15 protein-coding genes and 1 tRNA gene are annotated in these 15,555 nt (G+C 64.8%); 9 read left to right on the top strand and 7 right to left on the bottom strand.

The window, feature by feature from the left end; all coding sequences use genetic code 11:
• Positions 1 to 8: 8 nt before the first annotated feature.
• From E0H92_RS31295 to E0H92_RS31285, 3 genes are all read right to left on the bottom strand, one after another.
• Positions 9 to 683 (bottom strand): hypothetical protein, encoded by a 675-nt coding sequence (locus E0H92_RS31295; protein WP_131498796.1) that lies wholly within the window; start codon positions 681 to 683, stop codon positions 9 to 11.
• Positions 684 to 769: 86 nt separating this feature from the next.
• On the bottom strand, positions 770 to 1,258 hold the full coding sequence (locus E0H92_RS31290; RefSeq protein ID WP_131498795.1) for a VOC family protein: 489 nt from the start codon (positions 1,256 to 1,258) through the stop codon (positions 770 to 772).
• A 10-nt stretch (positions 1,259 to 1,268) separates the two neighbouring features.
• Positions 1,269 to 2,078 (bottom strand): maleylpyruvate isomerase N-terminal domain-containing protein, encoded by an 810-nt coding sequence (locus E0H92_RS31285; RefSeq protein WP_238173678.1) that lies wholly within the window; start codon positions 2,076 to 2,078, stop codon positions 1,269 to 1,271.
• 153 nt (positions 2,079 to 2,231) lie between these two features.
• On the opposite strand from E0H92_RS31285, the gene E0H92_RS31280 reads away from it, so the two are divergent.
• Positions 2,232 to 2,317: transfer RNA gene (locus E0H92_RS31280), tRNA-Leu, on the top strand.
• On the opposite strand, the gene E0H92_RS31275 is transcribed toward E0H92_RS31280, so the two are convergent.
• Positions 2,299 to 4,020, bottom strand: coding sequence for a recombinase family protein (locus E0H92_RS31275; protein WP_131499175.1), 1,722 nt, complete (start codon positions 4,018 to 4,020; stop codon positions 2,299 to 2,301). The two genes, E0H92_RS31280 and E0H92_RS31275, sit on opposite strands and share 19 nt — an antisense overlap.
• A gap of 435 nt (positions 4,021 to 4,455) precedes the next feature.
• On the opposite strand from E0H92_RS31275, the gene E0H92_RS31270 reads away from it, so the two are divergent.
• The 7 genes from E0H92_RS31270 to E0H92_RS31240 all read left to right on the top strand — a co-directional run bounded on the left by E0H92_RS31270 (position 4,456) and on the right by E0H92_RS31240 (position 9,118).
• Entirely contained in the window at positions 4,456 to 4,650 is a 195-nt protein-coding gene (locus E0H92_RS31270) for a hypothetical protein (protein ID WP_131498794.1), read from the top strand.
• A 7-nt stretch (positions 4,651 to 4,657) separates the two neighbouring features.
• Positions 4,658 to 5,176, top strand: coding sequence for a DUF6879 family protein (locus tag E0H92_RS31265; protein WP_131498793.1), 519 nt, complete (start codon positions 4,658 to 4,660; stop codon positions 5,174 to 5,176).
• On the top strand, positions 5,157 to 6,005 hold the full coding sequence (locus E0H92_RS31260) for a helix-turn-helix domain-containing protein (RefSeq protein WP_131498792.1): 849 nt from the start codon (positions 5,157 to 5,159) through the stop codon (positions 6,003 to 6,005). Before E0H92_RS31265 ends, E0H92_RS31260 begins: the two co-directional genes overlap by 20 nt.
• A 55-nt stretch (positions 6,006 to 6,060) precedes the next feature.
• Complete coding sequence (locus E0H92_RS31255) at positions 6,061 to 6,471, top strand: hypothetical protein (RefSeq protein ID WP_131498791.1); 411 nt, start codon at positions 6,061 to 6,063, stop codon at positions 6,469 to 6,471.
• A 325-nt stretch (positions 6,472 to 6,796) separates the two neighbouring features.
• Positions 6,797 to 7,027 carry a putative ATP-grasp-modified RiPP gene (tgmA, locus tag E0H92_RS31250; RefSeq protein ID WP_131498790.1) on the top strand — a complete coding sequence of 77 codons (231 nt, stop codon included), beginning with the start codon at positions 6,797 to 6,799 and terminating at the stop codon, positions 7,025 to 7,027.
• A 2-nt stretch (positions 7,028 to 7,029) separates the two neighbouring features.
• Positions 7,030 to 7,977, top strand: a complete 948-nt coding sequence (gene tgmB, locus E0H92_RS31245; RefSeq protein WP_131498789.1) for an ATP-grasp ribosomal peptide maturase — start codon at positions 7,030 to 7,032, stop codon at positions 7,975 to 7,977.
• Between the two features lie 103 nt (positions 7,978 to 8,080).
• Positions 8,081 to 9,118 (top strand): methyltransferase domain-containing protein, encoded by a 1,038-nt coding sequence (locus tag E0H92_RS31240; protein WP_131498788.1) that lies wholly within the window; start codon positions 8,081 to 8,083, stop codon positions 9,116 to 9,118.
• A 389-nt stretch (positions 9,119 to 9,507) separates the two neighbouring features.
• Here the strand turns inward: E0H92_RS31240 and E0H92_RS31235 are convergent, their stop codons facing one another.
• The gene (locus E0H92_RS31235; RefSeq protein ID WP_131498787.1) at positions 9,508 to 10,833 is read right to left on the bottom strand and encodes a hypothetical protein; all 1,326 of its coding nucleotides are present in this window, start codon (positions 10,831 to 10,833) and stop codon (positions 9,508 to 9,510) included.
• Between the two features lie 907 nt (positions 10,834 to 11,740).
• Positions 11,741 to 11,974, bottom strand: coding sequence for an ATP-binding cassette domain-containing protein (locus E0H92_RS31230; RefSeq protein WP_131498786.1), 234 nt, complete (start codon positions 11,972 to 11,974; stop codon positions 11,741 to 11,743).
• A gap of 125 nt (positions 11,975 to 12,099) precedes the next feature.
• Between E0H92_RS31230 and E0H92_RS31225 the strand changes: the two genes are divergently transcribed.
• Positions 12,100 to 13,599, top strand: a complete 1,500-nt coding sequence (locus E0H92_RS31225) for a DUF6119 family protein (RefSeq protein WP_131498785.1) — start codon at positions 12,100 to 12,102, stop codon at positions 13,597 to 13,599.
• Between the two features lie 368 nt (positions 13,600 to 13,967).
• Here the strand turns inward: E0H92_RS31225 and E0H92_RS31220 are convergent, their stop codons facing one another.
• Positions 13,968 to 15,203: an IS110 family RNA-guided transposase gene (locus E0H92_RS31220; protein ID WP_131498784.1), complete on the bottom strand. Its 1,236-nt coding sequence runs from the start codon at positions 15,201 to 15,203 to the stop codon at positions 13,968 to 13,970.
• Between the last annotated feature and the right edge of the window lie 352 nt (positions 15,204 to 15,555).

Raw genomic sequence — 15,555 nt, 5'->3', positions numbered from 1 at the left:
GCCCCACCTCAGAAGGTCTCGTCGCCGTCGATGGACTGAGCGCTCACGGCGACGCCGTTGACCGTGGCAGATCGGGTGGCCGGGTCGAGCGGCGGTGCGGCGGCGGGAGTACCGTCGTTGTCGATGCCTACCTGCGAGCCGTCCGGGAGGACGATCCAGCCGATCGTCGACGTTGTGTTCTTGGCGCGGTAGAGGCCGGCTGGTGGTCCTGTCACGATCGCTGTGAACCGCAGTGAGCGACCGCGCAGGGTCAGTTCTCCTGACGCATCTTTCGCGGTGGCTAAGCCGGTCAGGCGTTCGCCCGTGCGCGAACGCAGTACTAGCTGACCTGACGTGAAGGTTCCGGTTAGCCAGGCCTCTACTCTGCGGCCGTCGCAGATGTAGGCGACGGCCTTGGCGCCGTTGACTGCGATGGCGAGTGTGGCTTCCCGGCCGGCGGTGCGGCCGATGTACACCGCAGGGATTGCCGCGGCCGGCGGCGTTGCGGTCGTCTGCTTCGGCACCGGCGTTACCTGCGTCGGGGCAGTGGTGGCTGGCGCCGTCGTTGGGGGCGCGCTCGTCGGAGGCGCTGTGCCTGTCTGGATGGCCGCCGGGGCGTCTGTCTGCGTGCTGTTGACCACCAGCAAGCCGACCAGCCCGACGGACGTCGCCGCCAGCGTCACCAACGCGCTCCTGTGCCCCATTGCCCCACCCCGAGACTCGGTCTCTCACCCGAGACGAGGATCCCGCTCGGGTCGTACCTGGTCAACGGCTGGGATGCTCCAGCGGTTCAGAGCACTTTGAGTCCGTACATCTCGCCCAGCGGGTCGGAGATCAGTTCGATCCGCGCACCATCGGGGTCGCGGAAGTAGATCGACGTACCGCTCTCCTCCTGGTACTCGACCCCCGCCTCGTCGAGGTTGCGCTTCAGTCGCTCCCACTCGGACGGCTCCACCGAGATCGCCATGTGGTGCAGCCCGCCGAGCACTTCGGCGTACGGCCCGAGGTCGAGCCCTGGGAAGTCGAAGAACGCCAGCAGGTTCCCGTTCCCGATGTCGAAGAAGAAGTGCGTCGAGCCCTCGTAGTCCCGGTTCCCGACCATCTCGGTCAGCGGGAATCCCAGCACCCCCTGGTAGAACCGCACCGTCCGCTCGACGTCGGCGCACAGCAACGCGGTGTGATGCAGCCCGCGCGCCGACGAACTGCCACCGGGCTTCAGGTACGACGTCCTGATCCGCTCCCGCTCCGCCTCGATCGTGGACAGGTCGATATCGGTCATGCGATCCCCCTCAGATGCGGAAGAACAGGTTCAGGTACCGGTCGGCGACTGCGCGGTCGCCCCGGATCGTACCGGCGTTGCTCCGGCCGAACGCCGTCAGCACGAAACTGCCCGGATCGAACTCGATCACCGCCCGCAGATCGCTCACGTCGCCGGCCGCGTAGTCCATACCGTCCGGACCGACACTGACCCTGGTGTCACCGGCATTCTGGCCGCTGGTGATCCGGATCCCGAGCTCACACGGATCCTTGGCCCCGGTCGTGTACTTCCACAGCACGAACATGAACGGAACGAGCAGGTCCGCGGCCTCACCCGACAACCCGTGCGCCCGCCCGGTCCCCTGCCGGATGTCCCACGAATGGACGCCGTAATCCATCAACTGGAACGCTGGATAGAAGAACGCCGGCAGCGGGCCCATGTAGAAGTGCGGCACCGTGAACCCGGCCCAGTCGTCCGGCCCGAGCGCGTCGAACATCCCCATCATCTTGTCGAAGTCGGTCCGGAGCCGGTCGATCAGCTCCGCCTGCGGCACCTCGCGGAGCGCAAGCGCCTGCCGGTCGACCCGCTCGGCCATCCCCGGCAGCCCGTACGCCGGGGGTACCTCCGCGTCCGACCGCGCCGCGTCGAACGCCACGAAGTACGACTCCGTGGTGTCGGTGAGATGCGCCACCACATCCCGGACCTCCCAATGCCCGGCCCCGGTCGGCGCCTCCCACACACCGTCGGCCTCGACCATCCCGAAGAACAGCTCCGCCTCCTGCCGGACAACCCGGAGCATCGTCTCCTTGCCCTCGAACGACATCCCGTTCCACGCGCCCACGGCGTACCCACCTCCACCTCAGAGGCCACTCCTTGAATTTCAAACTACGCCGCCCACACCCCCTCGTCACCACCCCGACCACCCGATGTGAATTCCACCCCTGGAGTTTGCTACTGTTCTCCGGTCGGCACCGCGCAGGCGGTCAGACCACTCGTCCGGGTGGCGGAATAGGCAGACGCGCTAGCTTGAGGTGCTAGTGCCCTTCGCGGGGCGTGGGGGTTCAAGTCCCCCCTCGGACACAGACCTTATCCACACGGTCACCCATCGGGTCGACCTCCACGTCAACCGTCTGGTCGGCGTGGTGATACTTCAGCGAAAGCCGCAGCGAGCCATACAGCTCGTTCAGCTCCTCCGGATTCGCCGCATTCAACGCCGCTCCGATGTCACCCAGCTCATCGATCCACTCCGCAAGCTGAGCCCTGGTGATGGTCACCTGAGTCGGCAACGATGCCAGCGCCTTCTCGGCCACCTGCTTCTCCGCCGCAGCCGCGTTGTACTGGTCCCGCAGCTCGACCGGATCCCAGCCGGCATCGAGAGCTTTCCGGACCCGATCCATGGTGATCTTCGCCGCACGGACACGCCCGCGAAGGTCCTCGACATGTTCGGTGCGAGGGTCCTCGCTGTCAGCCTCGACCAGAAGAGCCTCGAGCGTGTCGGGGCGATGCACGGGGTCGAACAGCGACCCGATCCACCGATTGACGGCAGGCGTCACGACGTCCTCCCGCAAGTAGATCTGCCGAGGATGCGCCAGCGCACTCGCGGACCCCGGAACGAGCGTCCGCGCATTGCACCTGTAGTAGACAATCTCTTGCCGCCGCGCCGCCCCCTCCATCTTGCGAGCGCACAGTCCACACCTGACCAAGCCACGCAGCGCATACACCCGCTTCGGCGACGTACGGCGCCGCTCAACCGCAGACCATTTCTGGATCCCGTCGGACTTCCGTTTCCGCTGCCGCAACTGAGCCGCGGTGAATGTCTCGACCGAGATGATCGCCGGATGCGCCGGCTCCCTCGATCGCACGATCTTCGCCTGCGGAGACCTCCGAAACCTCACCACGTAGCCGGCGGCAACATCATCTGGATCAAGTAGCTCTTCGACCTTCTGCCAGCGACCGTAGACGGCATACCCGGTGTACCGCGGGTTGTTGAGGATGGCAACAACCGTCGAGTGCTGCCATCCGTCCATCGACCGATGCCGGTTCTGCTGCGGAGCACGCGCCGACGGACAGGGCACGCCTTCCCGGTTGAGCTGCTCAACGATCGCCTTCCTCCCCCACCCATCCAGATACAGGTCGAAGATCCGGCGCACGACAGTGGCCGCGACCTCATCTATCGCCAGCACCCGCAACCGCTGCCCCTCAGCCGCCTTTCTCGGATGCGGATGCGGCCCGCCGTCCACCACGACATACCCGTACGGCGGACGCCCACCCTGATACCGCCCATCAATCAACACCTGCGCGGCCATCGCCGCCCGAACCCGCCGCTGCACATGCTGACGCTCCGACTTCGACAACCCACCCGTGATCGTCATCGCCATGTCGTGCACCGTGTTCTGCGGATCAAACCGCCCACCCAGACTCGGTATCCACAGGGACACGCCGTACCGATCGAACTTCGGCCACGTCAGGCTGAACTGATTACTGAACCAGCAACGAGTCGCCTCCCCAACCACCAGTCCCTGCCAGCCCCGGTCCGGATTCTTCAGCGCCTGCAGCACCTCGTTCGCCTGCTCCCGCCGTTCCCAAGGCAACGACCGCGACTGCCCTATATCGAAGAACTCCTCCACCACCTCACCCCCGAGCGGCTCCACAAACCGCTCCGCCTCCCCCAACTGCCACGCCTTCGAGGTCGCCGGATCCTGGTTGTCCTCCGTCGAACACCGCCCGTAGAACGCCAGCCGCCCGATCCCACCGCCTTCCGGCTGATCCGCCAACGCCTCCATACCCAGCAACTCGTCCAGAGTCGCCCACTCATCACCGTCACTCACGACGCCTCCTCGTCTTCGCACCCCTGAGCGGACCCACGCCGCGACCTTGCCAGCCGAGCGATGATCCGCCTGAGCACCCGAGCAGCCTGTGGATAAAGCACCGGCACCCGATCCGGCGTTTCCACTCCAACCCACGACTCACGCCGTTCCCGCTGAACCTCTCGCCCATCCGCCATGCACGCTCAACGCTCACGGCAGCCAAAGAACTGGCAATCGGGAGGCGCTGCGAAACGTTGCGAGCGACTGAGCAACCCGCTATCAGATGTAGAGGCTGACCTGCGCTCAAACTCGGGCTCGCAACATCTCGCAACACCCCTTGACCGCAACCAGTCGCAAGCGGAGGGTAGTCAGCGGCAACCGACCGCAATCATCTACACAAGGAGGACCGACATGCGCCTCACACTGGTCGCCGGTGATCCAGACTCCATCCCCGACAACTCGCCGACTCTCTACAAGACCGACCGTGGCAGCTGGGTCGTGCAAGGCTGGGTCGTTACCGACCCCGAAGCCTTGAGCCAGCTCAATATCCCCGAAGGCGAGACCGTGGTCGAGATCCCCGACCGGATGATCCCGTTCTTCAAGTAGGAGGATCGTGCAGGAGCTCACCTACAGTCAGTTCCAGGACCGGACGGCGGCTATCAAGCGCAGTGCCGTGCACCTCGAGACTCGGGATGCCTACGGCACCGAGACCGAACTTCCGCACATGGCCAAGTGGGCAGCGGGCGAGCCTGACGATCTGGACTGGCTGCAAGGCTGGTGTACCAAGGTCCGGGGCCACGTCGAACAAGGGCGGTCGGTCCGGCGGGCGAAGATCGTCTCGGAGCCCCTCAGCGACTATCAGCGCTGGGCCCACACCTTGACTGGCCCCATGGTCGACGCTGGCGAGGACATCCGCTGGGTGCCCCGTCGCTCGGTGTCGTCGATCTGCATCCCTGGCAACGACTTCTACGTGCTTGACGACGAGCAGGTGGTCTTCTTGCACTACGCAGGCTCCGGTCTCAACACCGCACTCACACTCTCTACCGATCCAGCCGACGTCGAGATGTGCCGCACCGCCTTTGAACGGGTGTGGGCGCTGTCCGTGCCGCACCGTGACTACCAGCCCCAGTAGCGCAGCCAAGAAGGCGCAGGAAGCACTCGGCCTGCGCCTTCGCTCACTACGCCTCGACGCCGGACTGACCGCGCGCCAACTCGCCGACGGGACCGGCTGGCACTTCACCCGCATCAGCAAGATTGAGAACGGTGTCCAGCGACCGACCGACGCCGATATCCGCACCTGGTGCGCGGTCTGCGCCACCGACGCCGAAGCTCCAGACCTGATCGCGCAGGCCCGCTCGATCGAGTCGATGTACATGGAGTTCCGGCATCGCTCCCGGACCGGCCTCAAGCAGCTCATGCGTTCGCCCGTTCCGCTCTATGAGCGCACCGCACAGTTTCGGATCTACGAACACAACGTGATCCCCGGCCTGTTTCAGACCGCCGGCTACATCCGAGCCATGCTGCCGTTCTGGTTTTCGTTCCTCGGTGTACGCAACGATCTCGAGGAGTCGGTCGCGGCCCGGCTCGAACGGCAATCCGTGCTGTACGACGGATCGAAGACCTTCTCGGTCGTGCTCGAAGAAGCCTGCCTACGGACGCCCCTCGGTGACACCGAGACGCTGAGCGCCCAACTCGATCGCTTGCTCTCAATCATGAGCCTGCCCAACGTTTCGCTCGGCATCATCCCGGCGCTGACCGTTCGCGACGTCATCGGCTCCGCTGGCTTCTGGATCTTCGATGACAACCTCGTGAAGCTGGAGACGCCCACCGCCAGCATCGAAGTCTCTCAGCCCCAGGAGATCGACCTCTACGCCAAGATGTTCGATCACCTCCGCGGTTGGGCAGTCTACGGCCGCGACGCCCGCCAACTAATCCTCCGCATCCAGGGCGAATTGGTATAGCAACTCCCCGCAACAACCTGGTCGTTGCTGGCGGCCCCTTTGTAGCGTCATTGGAATGACGGCAGTGATGCGTACCAGGGATGCACCGCCCGTACATGCAACCGGAGCCTGCTACTCGCTCTCCTGCAACTGTGGACCTGATGCCGACCGCCAGTCGGTCGAGTTGCCTCGGGCGTATGCCTATGTGCGGGCGCACCTGCTGGTCTGCAAATCCGAAGTCAACCGCACCAAGGAGCGTCTGTTGGCCTTCGCCACCACCTCCAGCCTCGACCTCGCGGCCATCTTCGTCGAGGAGGGCACCCGGTCGCCGGCCGCGTTCGGCCGCTTGCTTGACGCCGTCATTAGCGACCAGGTTGAGGTGGTACTCCTGCCGAGCATGCTGCACCTGACGACGCTCGGATCCCCGAGGTGCATCAGGACCTACTTCGAGGTCGCGACCGGCGCCCAGGTTCTTGCTCTCCCATGACGGCCCCCACAACGGATCCACCGTCGTACGGTGGATCGACGCCGACCGCCCGGCCTGAGCGGCCCGCGAGTTCGATGGCCGAGCAGGAACTCTGGCGCGTGCAGCTGTGGCTGGGCGAGTACTTGATCGAGGAGCACATCGCCCCGACGGCACTCGCAGAGCAGTACGCGCACGTCATCACCCTTCGGATCCACGGCCTACCGGGCCGACACCTGCGGTGTCAGCGAATCACGGGCACCACCCAAAAGCCGGCCGGCGCGGGACGAGATAGCGAGTCCGTCCTGGGCCGGCCGTTCCAAACTTTCACCGACATTGGAGATTCACCATGAGCAACGAGATGAGCGCAGTCCCCTTCGGCGTCCGTCACCTGGCGTCCGGACCGGACACCGCGCCGATGGAACTGCCAATGACCTACAGCGCCAACCTTCAGTTGAACGTGTCCGCGACCGGCAACCCGTACCACGCGATCGCCGCGGCCCTGCCGGAAACCAACACCGAAACGCCGATCCCCGACGGCCAGCGCCCCGGATCGGACACCTCGACCGACAACTACTGACCATGAGCACCGTCCTGGTGTTGACCGGTCGCGACGACCTGACGGCCGACGCCGTCATCGACGAGCTAACCCGGCGAAATGCGTCGGTCGTCCGGTACGACACCTCCGACTTCCCCCAGTCGTCCCGTGTAGCGGCCACTCTCGGGGCGCAGGGCTGGGACGGGCGCCTGACCGGTAAGCGGTCGGTCGACCTCACAGCGGTCAGTGCCGTGTGGTGGCGACGCCCCGCCGAGTTCAAGGTGCCGAGTGCCTGGCCGGACGAAGTGCGAGCATTCGCCGTGTCTGAGGCGCGCGTCGGGGTTCTCGGCGTACTGGGATCGCTTCCGGTTCGATGGATCAATCATCCGGCCAAGGACTCGGCCGCCAACTACAAGCCAGTTCAGCTTGCTGTGGCGGCCCGCGCCGGCCTCGACGTACCGCGGACGATCCTCACCTCAGATCCAGCTCATGCCCAGGAGTTCATCGGCGCCGATGAGGTCATCTACAAGGGCCTCAGCGGTGGCGTGCTCACGGCTGAACGGCGTCATCGCTACCTACCGACGACCGTCCTCCGCGCCGATCAGATCGACGCGAGCCTCACCGGCACTGCTCATCTATTTCAAGAGCGAGTCCCCAAGCAATGCGAAGTACGCCTGACCGTGATCGGGCAGCGGATGTTCCCGGTCGCGATCCACGCCGGAAGTGCGGCTGCCAGACTGGACTGGCGAACGGACTATCCGTCCCTCACCTACGGTCCGATCGAACTTCCGGTTGACGTCGAGAAGGGTGTCCGGCTGCTGATGGACGAGTTGGGCCTGTTCTTCGGAGCGCTCGACTTCGCCGTGACCCCGGACGGCCGATGGGTGTTCTTCGAAGTAAACCCGAACGGTCAATGGCACTGGCTCGCAGTCAAGGCCGGCGTACCGATGATCGAGGCAATGGCCGACGCCCTCCAAGGAAAGGACGATTGAGTCCGTGACTGACTGGACCGACGCCGCCCGCAGACTCGCGGACCAGGTAACCGCAACCGCACCGGAGTGGCACGACTCGGTCAGCTCCACACCTCGGCACCAAATGGTTCCGAGGTGGTGGGAGCCGATCCCCGACAGCTACCCATTCGCCTGGGGACTCCGAACGCCGCAACCCGACCAACCGTGGGCAGAGGTGTACGCGGACGAAACGCTGGTGACCCGAGTGGGCTCAGTTCACGCCGACCGTGCCGACCCATCCGATCGCCCGACAGGTCTCCCGACATCGTCCTCGACCCTGCCCGGGCTGATCGTGCGCATGCTCCACCTGCTGAACCCCGACGAACAGAACCGGGTGCTCGACGTCGGTACCGGCTCCGGCTACTCCGCCGCCCTCCTCGCACATCGCCTCGCCGACAAGCAGGTGACCAGCATTGACATAGACCCCTACCTCGTCGACGCCGCCCGCGAACGCCTCGCCACCTTCGGTCGAACACCACACTTCGAAGTCGCCGACGCCACCGGATCACTACCGGACACCGACTACGACCGCATCATCGCAACCGTCTCCGTCCGACCCATCCCACCGGCCTGGCTCGACGCACTCCGTCCTGGCGGAAAGGTCGTCACCACAATCGCCGGCACCTCACTCCTCATCAGCGCCGAGAAACACTCAGACGGAGTAGCCCGCGGCCACGTCCAACCACACCCAGCCACATTCATGCGCACCCGCCGCGACACCGACTACCCAGCCCGCCTCGACCACGTATACGACGCCGCCCGCGACCAGCCAGGCACCGACACCCGCCAACTGACCGGCCCACTCCCCGACCTCTGGGAGGACTGGGAACTGCGCTGCCTGTTCGAACTCGACACTCCCGACATCGAGAACCGCTCCGCAACCCGAGAAGACGGCAGCCAACTCCTGTGGCTCCTAGCAGCCGACGGATCCTGGGCCCGCGCCGACAGCCAAACCAAGACCGTCCACCAAAGCGGCCCCCGCCGCCTATGGGACGACCTGGAACGCGTCCAAGCCAAATGGGCAACCACCGGCCACTTCCCCCTACACTCCATGACCGTCCAACTCGGTAGCGACCGGAACGCCCTCATAAGCCCCGACGGCAACTGGACGCTTGAAGTCTGACCGGGTCTCGACACCACGCCCATCCTCGACCACGCCGGTAGCCGCGATCTCCGATGCAAGCCGTCGACCGGTGCGCTATGACAAGCTCGGTGACCCCGGGACCTCCTTCGGCATGCCGCGATTCAGTCGATGACGTCCTTCGTATGCGAACGTCCCACGGTCGTCGAGTCTTGCCATTGGCGCACGTCGACCTCGGTCTGGTCGACGGTGTCTGAGGCGGCGACCTTCCGAGTGTAAGTCTCGGGGGTGCGGGTGCTAGGTCGCCGGACCGCATCCCCGAACTGCGGCCTGACCTGCGCGTTCATTGCTCGTCGCTCCCCGACGTTTGTCGGCGCTTATCAGGGGTTCACGGAGCAGTGACGGAGCAGACTGCGCTGACCCGCTTCTCGTCAGTAGAGCTTCACCCCAACATGGGCGACGATCAAGCGGCTTTTGTCACTGTCGAGGGCAAAGTGGATGCGTCCTACCTGGGTCGGCGCCGTATGGTCTCGAACCTTGACATGCGGGGTTCGGTCATAGGTCTTGCCTTCGTAGTCGAAGTAGCGAAGCTTCGCGTTTCTCTCGATCGTGTCGTCCTGCAAAGCGACCTTGAGGTCGAAGTTCTCCCGGAACCAGTTGTCGAGGTGTGGGAGGTTTCGGTCGGTGCCATCGTAGAGCGTTGCTGCGGCATGGGCGAGCTTGGTGAGGCACTCGGTCATCTCGTCGGGGAAGGGATAGCTGCTCTTTTTCCAGATCGAGGCGGCTTGCGTGGTGAACACGATGTGGCCTGATGTTGCATCGGTGAGGTGGAGGAACAGGTCCTCTGCGCTATCGCTGTCGCCGGTGACGAGATCCGGCAGGGTGCTCCACGGATCGTCGTCGACGAGTTCATCGCCGGCCGGTGGTCGGCTCGCGCGTAGGGCGATGGTGAGTTGTTCGACCTGCGCCTCGAGCTCCGGGAGCTGGCTAACTTGGGCAGTCAAGAGGTTTGCTCGCTCTTCCTCATCACGGGCGAGTTGCTCCCAGGTGTTCGCGCTCGCGCGGGCGGTCTCCAGCTCCTCTTGGAGTGCCTCGATCTGGAGATGCGGACTCCCCTGCGCCAATGCGTGCATACTGCGGGCTCGCGCATCTCGATCTCGATCGGCGATCTCCGCACTGCGAGCCTCGCGGTAGGCCTGATCGACGCCCCGCGCGAGAACGGAGACCGGTGCCAACACGCGCATCAACTGCCCGCGCAAAACGTCAGGATCGGCCGCGTTGACCTGGCGATCCTCGAAGGGCAGGGTACGCGCCGCGGCGTCGCTCCACACCAGACGTGCTCCGGACCACGGTGGCGCAAACCCAGGGAGCAAAACGTCAAGGGCTCTACTCGCGCGGAAGTCGAGTGTCACGACTCGAACCAGCCCTACCAGTCTGAGAGCAACGTGGCGTGCTACCGCCATGGCCGGGCGAGTTCGGGTGTGAATCAAGAGGATTGGCAACCTTGTCGGTCGACGGATTGCATCTGCGAGCGTGGCCACCTCGGCTTCGCTACGAACCGGCACATACCGGCCGTCTTGCTCTTGTCCGACGATCGACAGCGCGACCTTGCCGTTGCCAAGCAGCGACCGGATGATCCCTGGTTGCCTCAAGTCGGCAGGGGGTGCCGGCGAGAGCCATGTGGGTGAGCTTTCGCGGGCCATCGACACCCGCAGGGAGGTCTTTCCGTCGTCATCCCCCACAGTCACCCTGGTCACCAAGACAGTCTGGTCAACTGGGTGCTCGTCACGGACCTCGATCCTGAGGGCCTTCCGCCGCTCGGTGCCGGCGCGTTCCCACGAGGCTGTCCTCGGACCACCCGCGATGTTGGGAGAGAGGCATAGATCGCCCCGTTGACCGAGCAGGTCACTCTCCGGGCTGGGACAGCCCATGAAGCTGAGCCATGCAGTCACGCTCCTCGTCGCTGCCGTTTGAGCGTCACACCCCTCATCTCTCGAACTCACACTGAACTCGACTACATACAAAACCTGCATCCCTGCTCGCCCCTCTCGATCCCAGATCTCCGTGGAGAGGGCATACAAAAGCGAATCATGGTCCCCCACGATCGAACTGCGACGCAGCCTGGTGCTACCCGGCTGAAGGTCTCCCTCTCCCCCCGGACTATGCCGCGATCACACTCCGTTGCCAAGGCCAGGACCACACACAGTGATGACTGGAGGTCACGATTGCTGCAATACGAGGCTCGATGTGGCGCCCGTCGCGAGCACTCCGAGTTCAACCAAGCCGATGCGGATAGGACGCGAGGCTGGGTTGTCCAGCCTATCGCTCGGGCCGCGAAGAGCAGGGAGCGCGCTACCAGCCAAGGTTGACTGGCGAGTGACCGCCAAGGCTACGACCAGGACGGATGATGCGGCGGCAAGCGTCCGTGACGCGCGAGCGTAGGTGCGGTTCGAACGCTCGCGACTGAGCGACTTCAGGTCGAGGGGTCGAGCTGGTGAGAGCGACAGCGACGAGGAGCCAGTCCATGACAACCGGCCCGGTGAACACCCAGTCGATCGGTGGTGGAGTCCGGCACGCCGCGCCGCGATGCCGGCAGGACTCGGCGGCCGGCGTCGTCGAGCTCGGTGCACGGATCGTCTAGGACGACGAGATGCGGCTCGTGCATCAACGCCCGGAGGATTCCGAGACGGCGGAGCTGGCCCTGGTCAGCTCGCTCATCGGTCGATCGAGATCCAGTTCCAACCGCCCGAGTGATCGCAGCTCGCCGACGAGCAGGCGACGTACGGTGCTCCTGCCACTGCCGTTGGGGCCGGTCAGTACGACGATCTCCGGGGGTCGACCACGATGTCCGGCACCCGGACGCCGTACGCCGACACTCCCGTCGGCGCGGTCGGGCATCTCTGGGTCTTGGCAACGCAGAGTAACAACGGCATCCTTGCTGACTCGGGCAGTCATCTGGGGGGACTCACCGCGGACCATCCACTGTGAGCCAGGTGTGACACCACCCGAATTGGGGGCACTGCGTGAAGCTCAACATCTTCAGAATCCCACCCGACCAGTTGGCGCCGCTACGCAAAGCGCTCGGCGCCGCGAAACTCGTGCAAACCAACGCGGTGACCTTGGGAAAGTGGGCAGGAGAGTTCTACTTCTCCACCGAGCCGAAGCTGAGTTCGGTTCCTTGGGTCAAGACGTTCGCCGAGTACATCGGCGACGGGATCTACTCGAACCGCAACTACTTCGGCGCGATGATGCTCGCCCGGGGAACGTCCGTGTACGCGCTGAGTTTCGGCAAGGCCCATTTCCACATCCGGCCGCACTGCGACTACGACTTCGGTGTCGAGCTGGCCAAGCGCATCGCCGACGAGGACGACATCACACAGACGGCATCGCGTCAGTACCAGGGCCGGCGCAAGCGCAGCATTCAGAGTTACATCGGCCCGTCGAAACTCACCGTCGCTCCGGGAAGCTCCGTCGACTTTCTACAAGGCAAGATAGTCGCCGGCAAGCGTGCGGCCTTCGGGTCCAGCGGCAAATTCGGTACGTCCTGCCTGCTCACTCCGGAGATCACACCTCAGCAGATTGGCACCTTCCTGTCGCAGATCGACGCTGAGCTGAAGAAGCCAGCCCGGTTCAAGCTCCCGCGGACGCTGGAGCTGAAGGAGGAGGCCGAGATCGCGAAGTACGACGAGAAGTTGATCGACGAGCTGATGTCTCCGGTCGGGGTCTCGGACATCGCGGTCGACACGTTCGATCTGTTCGGGGTCGACTTCGTGTTCAGCAGTGTGGGCAGCTTCACCGTGCGCTGCGGGCACTACGCCAAGCTTGAGGTCGACCAACTGACGATGAAGACCATCAAGGACTACCTCACAGAACGGGCGATCCCGAGGGAGAAGGTCCTGCACCTGAAGATCAAGCATCACCGCGAGGAACAGGCCGACTTCATCCAGTCCATCAAGGAGGCGGTCGACTTCATCTCGGACGATGATCACGTCGTGCTGCGCGGCGGGAAGTGGCTGAAGTTCAATCAGGACTACCTTGAGGCGCTGGACGAAGCCATCCGCGCAATCGAGGTCGAGTCGACGGAGGCAGGTCTGGAGGCGACGACCTCCGAAGAGGGTGACTTCAACAAAGACCTGAAGAAGCGCGGGTACGTCGTTGCCGACAAGAACTTCGATATCCTGAAGGTGAAGAGCGGTACGCCGGTCGAGGCCTGGGATCTCCAGCGCGGTGACACCGTGTATGCCGTGAAGTTCGGCACGCCGCAGAAGCTGAACTACGTGGTTGACCAGGCGACCAATGTGCTGGATCTGATCAGCACCGGTGGATACGTAGGCATGGCTCCAGTGTTCAAACGGTACTGCCTCTGGTTCGGCTATCGGGCCAAGAAGCCGATCGGCAGTGTGGCGGATTCCGGCTCGATCATCTTCAAGCAGAAGGTCGAAGCATGGGCCCGCCGCTGCCACGATGCCGGCAAAGTGCCGCTACTCAAGATCACCCAGAAGATCTACGCAGACTCGAAGTGACTGGATCGTTCGACTCCTACATGAGGTGAGGAGGACTCTGCTGTCGCGGCGTGGGTAGGCAGACGGTCGCAATGGGCCCAGTGCGAGGACACGACGATGTGCACCACTCCGCGGCAGCAATCGAGCCGGGATAACTTCAGGCAGTGCGTTGTCCAGGCGCACCAGCGCGTCGGTGATCTGCTCGACATCGGCTCGCGCCAGGCGCGCAGTAGTTGACGCCTCAATGACTTCCGGCTCTTCTGGCTGTAACAGTCACCCGGTCCGTCAAAACGCGGATAGCAGGACCGGCACAGACCCGTGAATCAACTGTTGGAGCGCAGGCGCGTCAGCGCGTCGGGCTTTGCCCGACACGCTTGCGGTGGCTGGAGTTATGCGACGGGGTCGAGTTGGACGCTGTGTCCGAGTCTTTCGAGCTGTGCGACGAGCCGGCGGGTGTGGGCCTCGTCGTTGCGGCGGGCGAGCCAGTCCGCGCCGAGGTCGCGGTAGGGCTCGTTCCTGGTGAGCATGTGGAACACGGCGACGAGGATGGAGTGCGCGACGGCGATCTGCGCTCGGCCGGCGCCGCGGCGTTTCGTGAGCCGGGCGTGCTGCGCGGCGAGGTAGTTCTTGCCGTGCATCCGGCCCACCGAGCCGGCCGCCTCGACCAGCATCGCGGTCAGCCACTTATTGCCATGCCGCTTCCCGGTGGGTGTGCGTTTGCCGGCCGACTCGTAGATCCCGGGCGCGACACCGGCCCACGCCGCGAGCTTGGCCGCCGAACCGAACCGGGACATGTCCGCACCGGTCTCCGCGACGATCACCTGGGCGGTCCTCTCCCCGACACCGGGGATGGTCTGCAGCAACTCGATCTCGTGGACCCACGGCCGGCACTCCGCCCGGATCGCCTCATCGAGATCGGCCAGCGCGTGCTCGACCAACTCAAGCCGATCCAAGATCGCGCCCGCCATCCGCGCATGGTGACCATCGAAGTGCCCCTCGAGCGCTTGAGCCAGATCGGGGATCTTCGAACGCATCCGACCCTTGGCCATCTCGGCCAGCACCCGCGCGTCACGTTCACCGTCGATCATCGCCCGCAACATCACCCGCCCCGAGACCGTGGTCACCGACGACGCGACCGCCGACAGCTTGATCGAGGCGTCCTCCAACATCAGCTCCAACCGAACCGCCTCGCGAGTCCGGTCGCCCATCAGCTGCATCCGATACCGGGTCAGCATCCGCAACCGGCGGATCAGTGGCGGCGGCACGAACGACGGCGACAACAACCCGTGCTCCAGCAGCTGGGCGATCCACTCCGCATCACGCACATCGGTCTTGCGGCCCGGCACCGCCTTCATGTGCGCGGCGTTCAGCAGCCAGACCTCCATCGACTCCTCGAGACAGTAGAACGGCGGCTTCCAATACGTCGAGGTCGACTCCATCGCCGCGATCGTCACCGCGTTCTCGAGCAACCAGTCGCGCATCACGTGCAGTGACCCGGTCGTGGTCTTGAACGTCCGCGTCACCGACGACCGGCTCCCCTGCCGCTTCCCCGGTATCCGCACGCAAACCGTGACCGACGCCTTGCCGACATCCAAGCCGGCCACCCGTTCGAACAACACCTCCATTGAGCACTCCCTCCGGCACAAACCCTCGCCGCGACACCCGCGACCTGCGCGCCGTCCGGAGGGCCCTCTGCCAGGACACAGACCCACGTGCTCGCAGCAACAATCCACCGGCACCCGAAGACCCCGCGCCATACACATCTACGGGCTCACCCGCACCAGTGTGCTCCGACGTCGCCGAACGGCACCCCACGATTCTCATCCACCGCCGCAACGACGAAGTCGCAAGCCGTTACACTTCTGGCACTCGAGGCGTTTCTGTCGCCGAAACGATTGGATGCGATCTGGCGACGGTGTGAGATGTGTCGGGTTTCTGACGTTCCCGCTGGTCAGCGGGAAGTCGATTCTCGCCGTG

Origin of the sequence: Kribbella speibonae (assembly GCF_004331375.1) — a bacterium.
Taxonomy (GTDB): Bacteria; Actinomycetota; Actinomycetes; order Propionibacteriales; family Kribbellaceae; genus Kribbella; species Kribbella sindirgiensis.
This window is presented reverse-complemented; position numbering and strand designations above follow the sequence as displayed.

Coding starts and splice junctions, on each gene's coding strand:
- E0H92_RS31295 (WP_131498796.1), bottom strand. CDS start 683: ATGGGGCACAGGAGCGCGTTGGTGACGCTGGCGGCGACGTCCGTCGGG.
- E0H92_RS31290 (WP_131498795.1), bottom strand. CDS start 1,258: ATGACCGATATCGACCTGTCCACGATCGAGGCGGAGCGGGAGCGGATC.
- E0H92_RS31275 (WP_131499175.1), bottom strand. CDS start 4,020: ATGGAGGCGTTGGCGGATCAGCCGGAAGGCGGTGGGATCGGGCGGCTG.
- E0H92_RS31270 (WP_131498794.1), top strand. CDS start 4,456: ATGCGCCTCACACTGGTCGCCGGTGATCCAGACTCCATCCCCGACAAC.
- E0H92_RS31255 (WP_131498791.1), top strand. CDS start 6,061: ATGACGGCAGTGATGCGTACCAGGGATGCACCGCCCGTACATGCAACC.
- tgmA (WP_131498790.1), top strand. CDS start 6,797: ATGAGCAACGAGATGAGCGCAGTCCCCTTCGGCGTCCGTCACCTGGCG.
- tgmB (WP_131498789.1), top strand. CDS start 7,030: ATGAGCACCGTCCTGGTGTTGACCGGTCGCGACGACCTGACGGCCGAC.
- E0H92_RS31240 (WP_131498788.1), top strand. CDS start 8,081: ATGGTTCCGAGGTGGTGGGAGCCGATCCCCGACAGCTACCCATTCGCC.
- E0H92_RS31230 (WP_131498786.1), bottom strand. CDS start 11,974: ATGCCCGACCGCGCCGACGGGAGTGTCGGCGTACGGCGTCCGGGTGCC.
- E0H92_RS31220 (WP_131498784.1), bottom strand. CDS start 15,203: ATGGAGGTGTTGTTCGAACGGGTGGCCGGCTTGGATGTCGGCAAGGCG.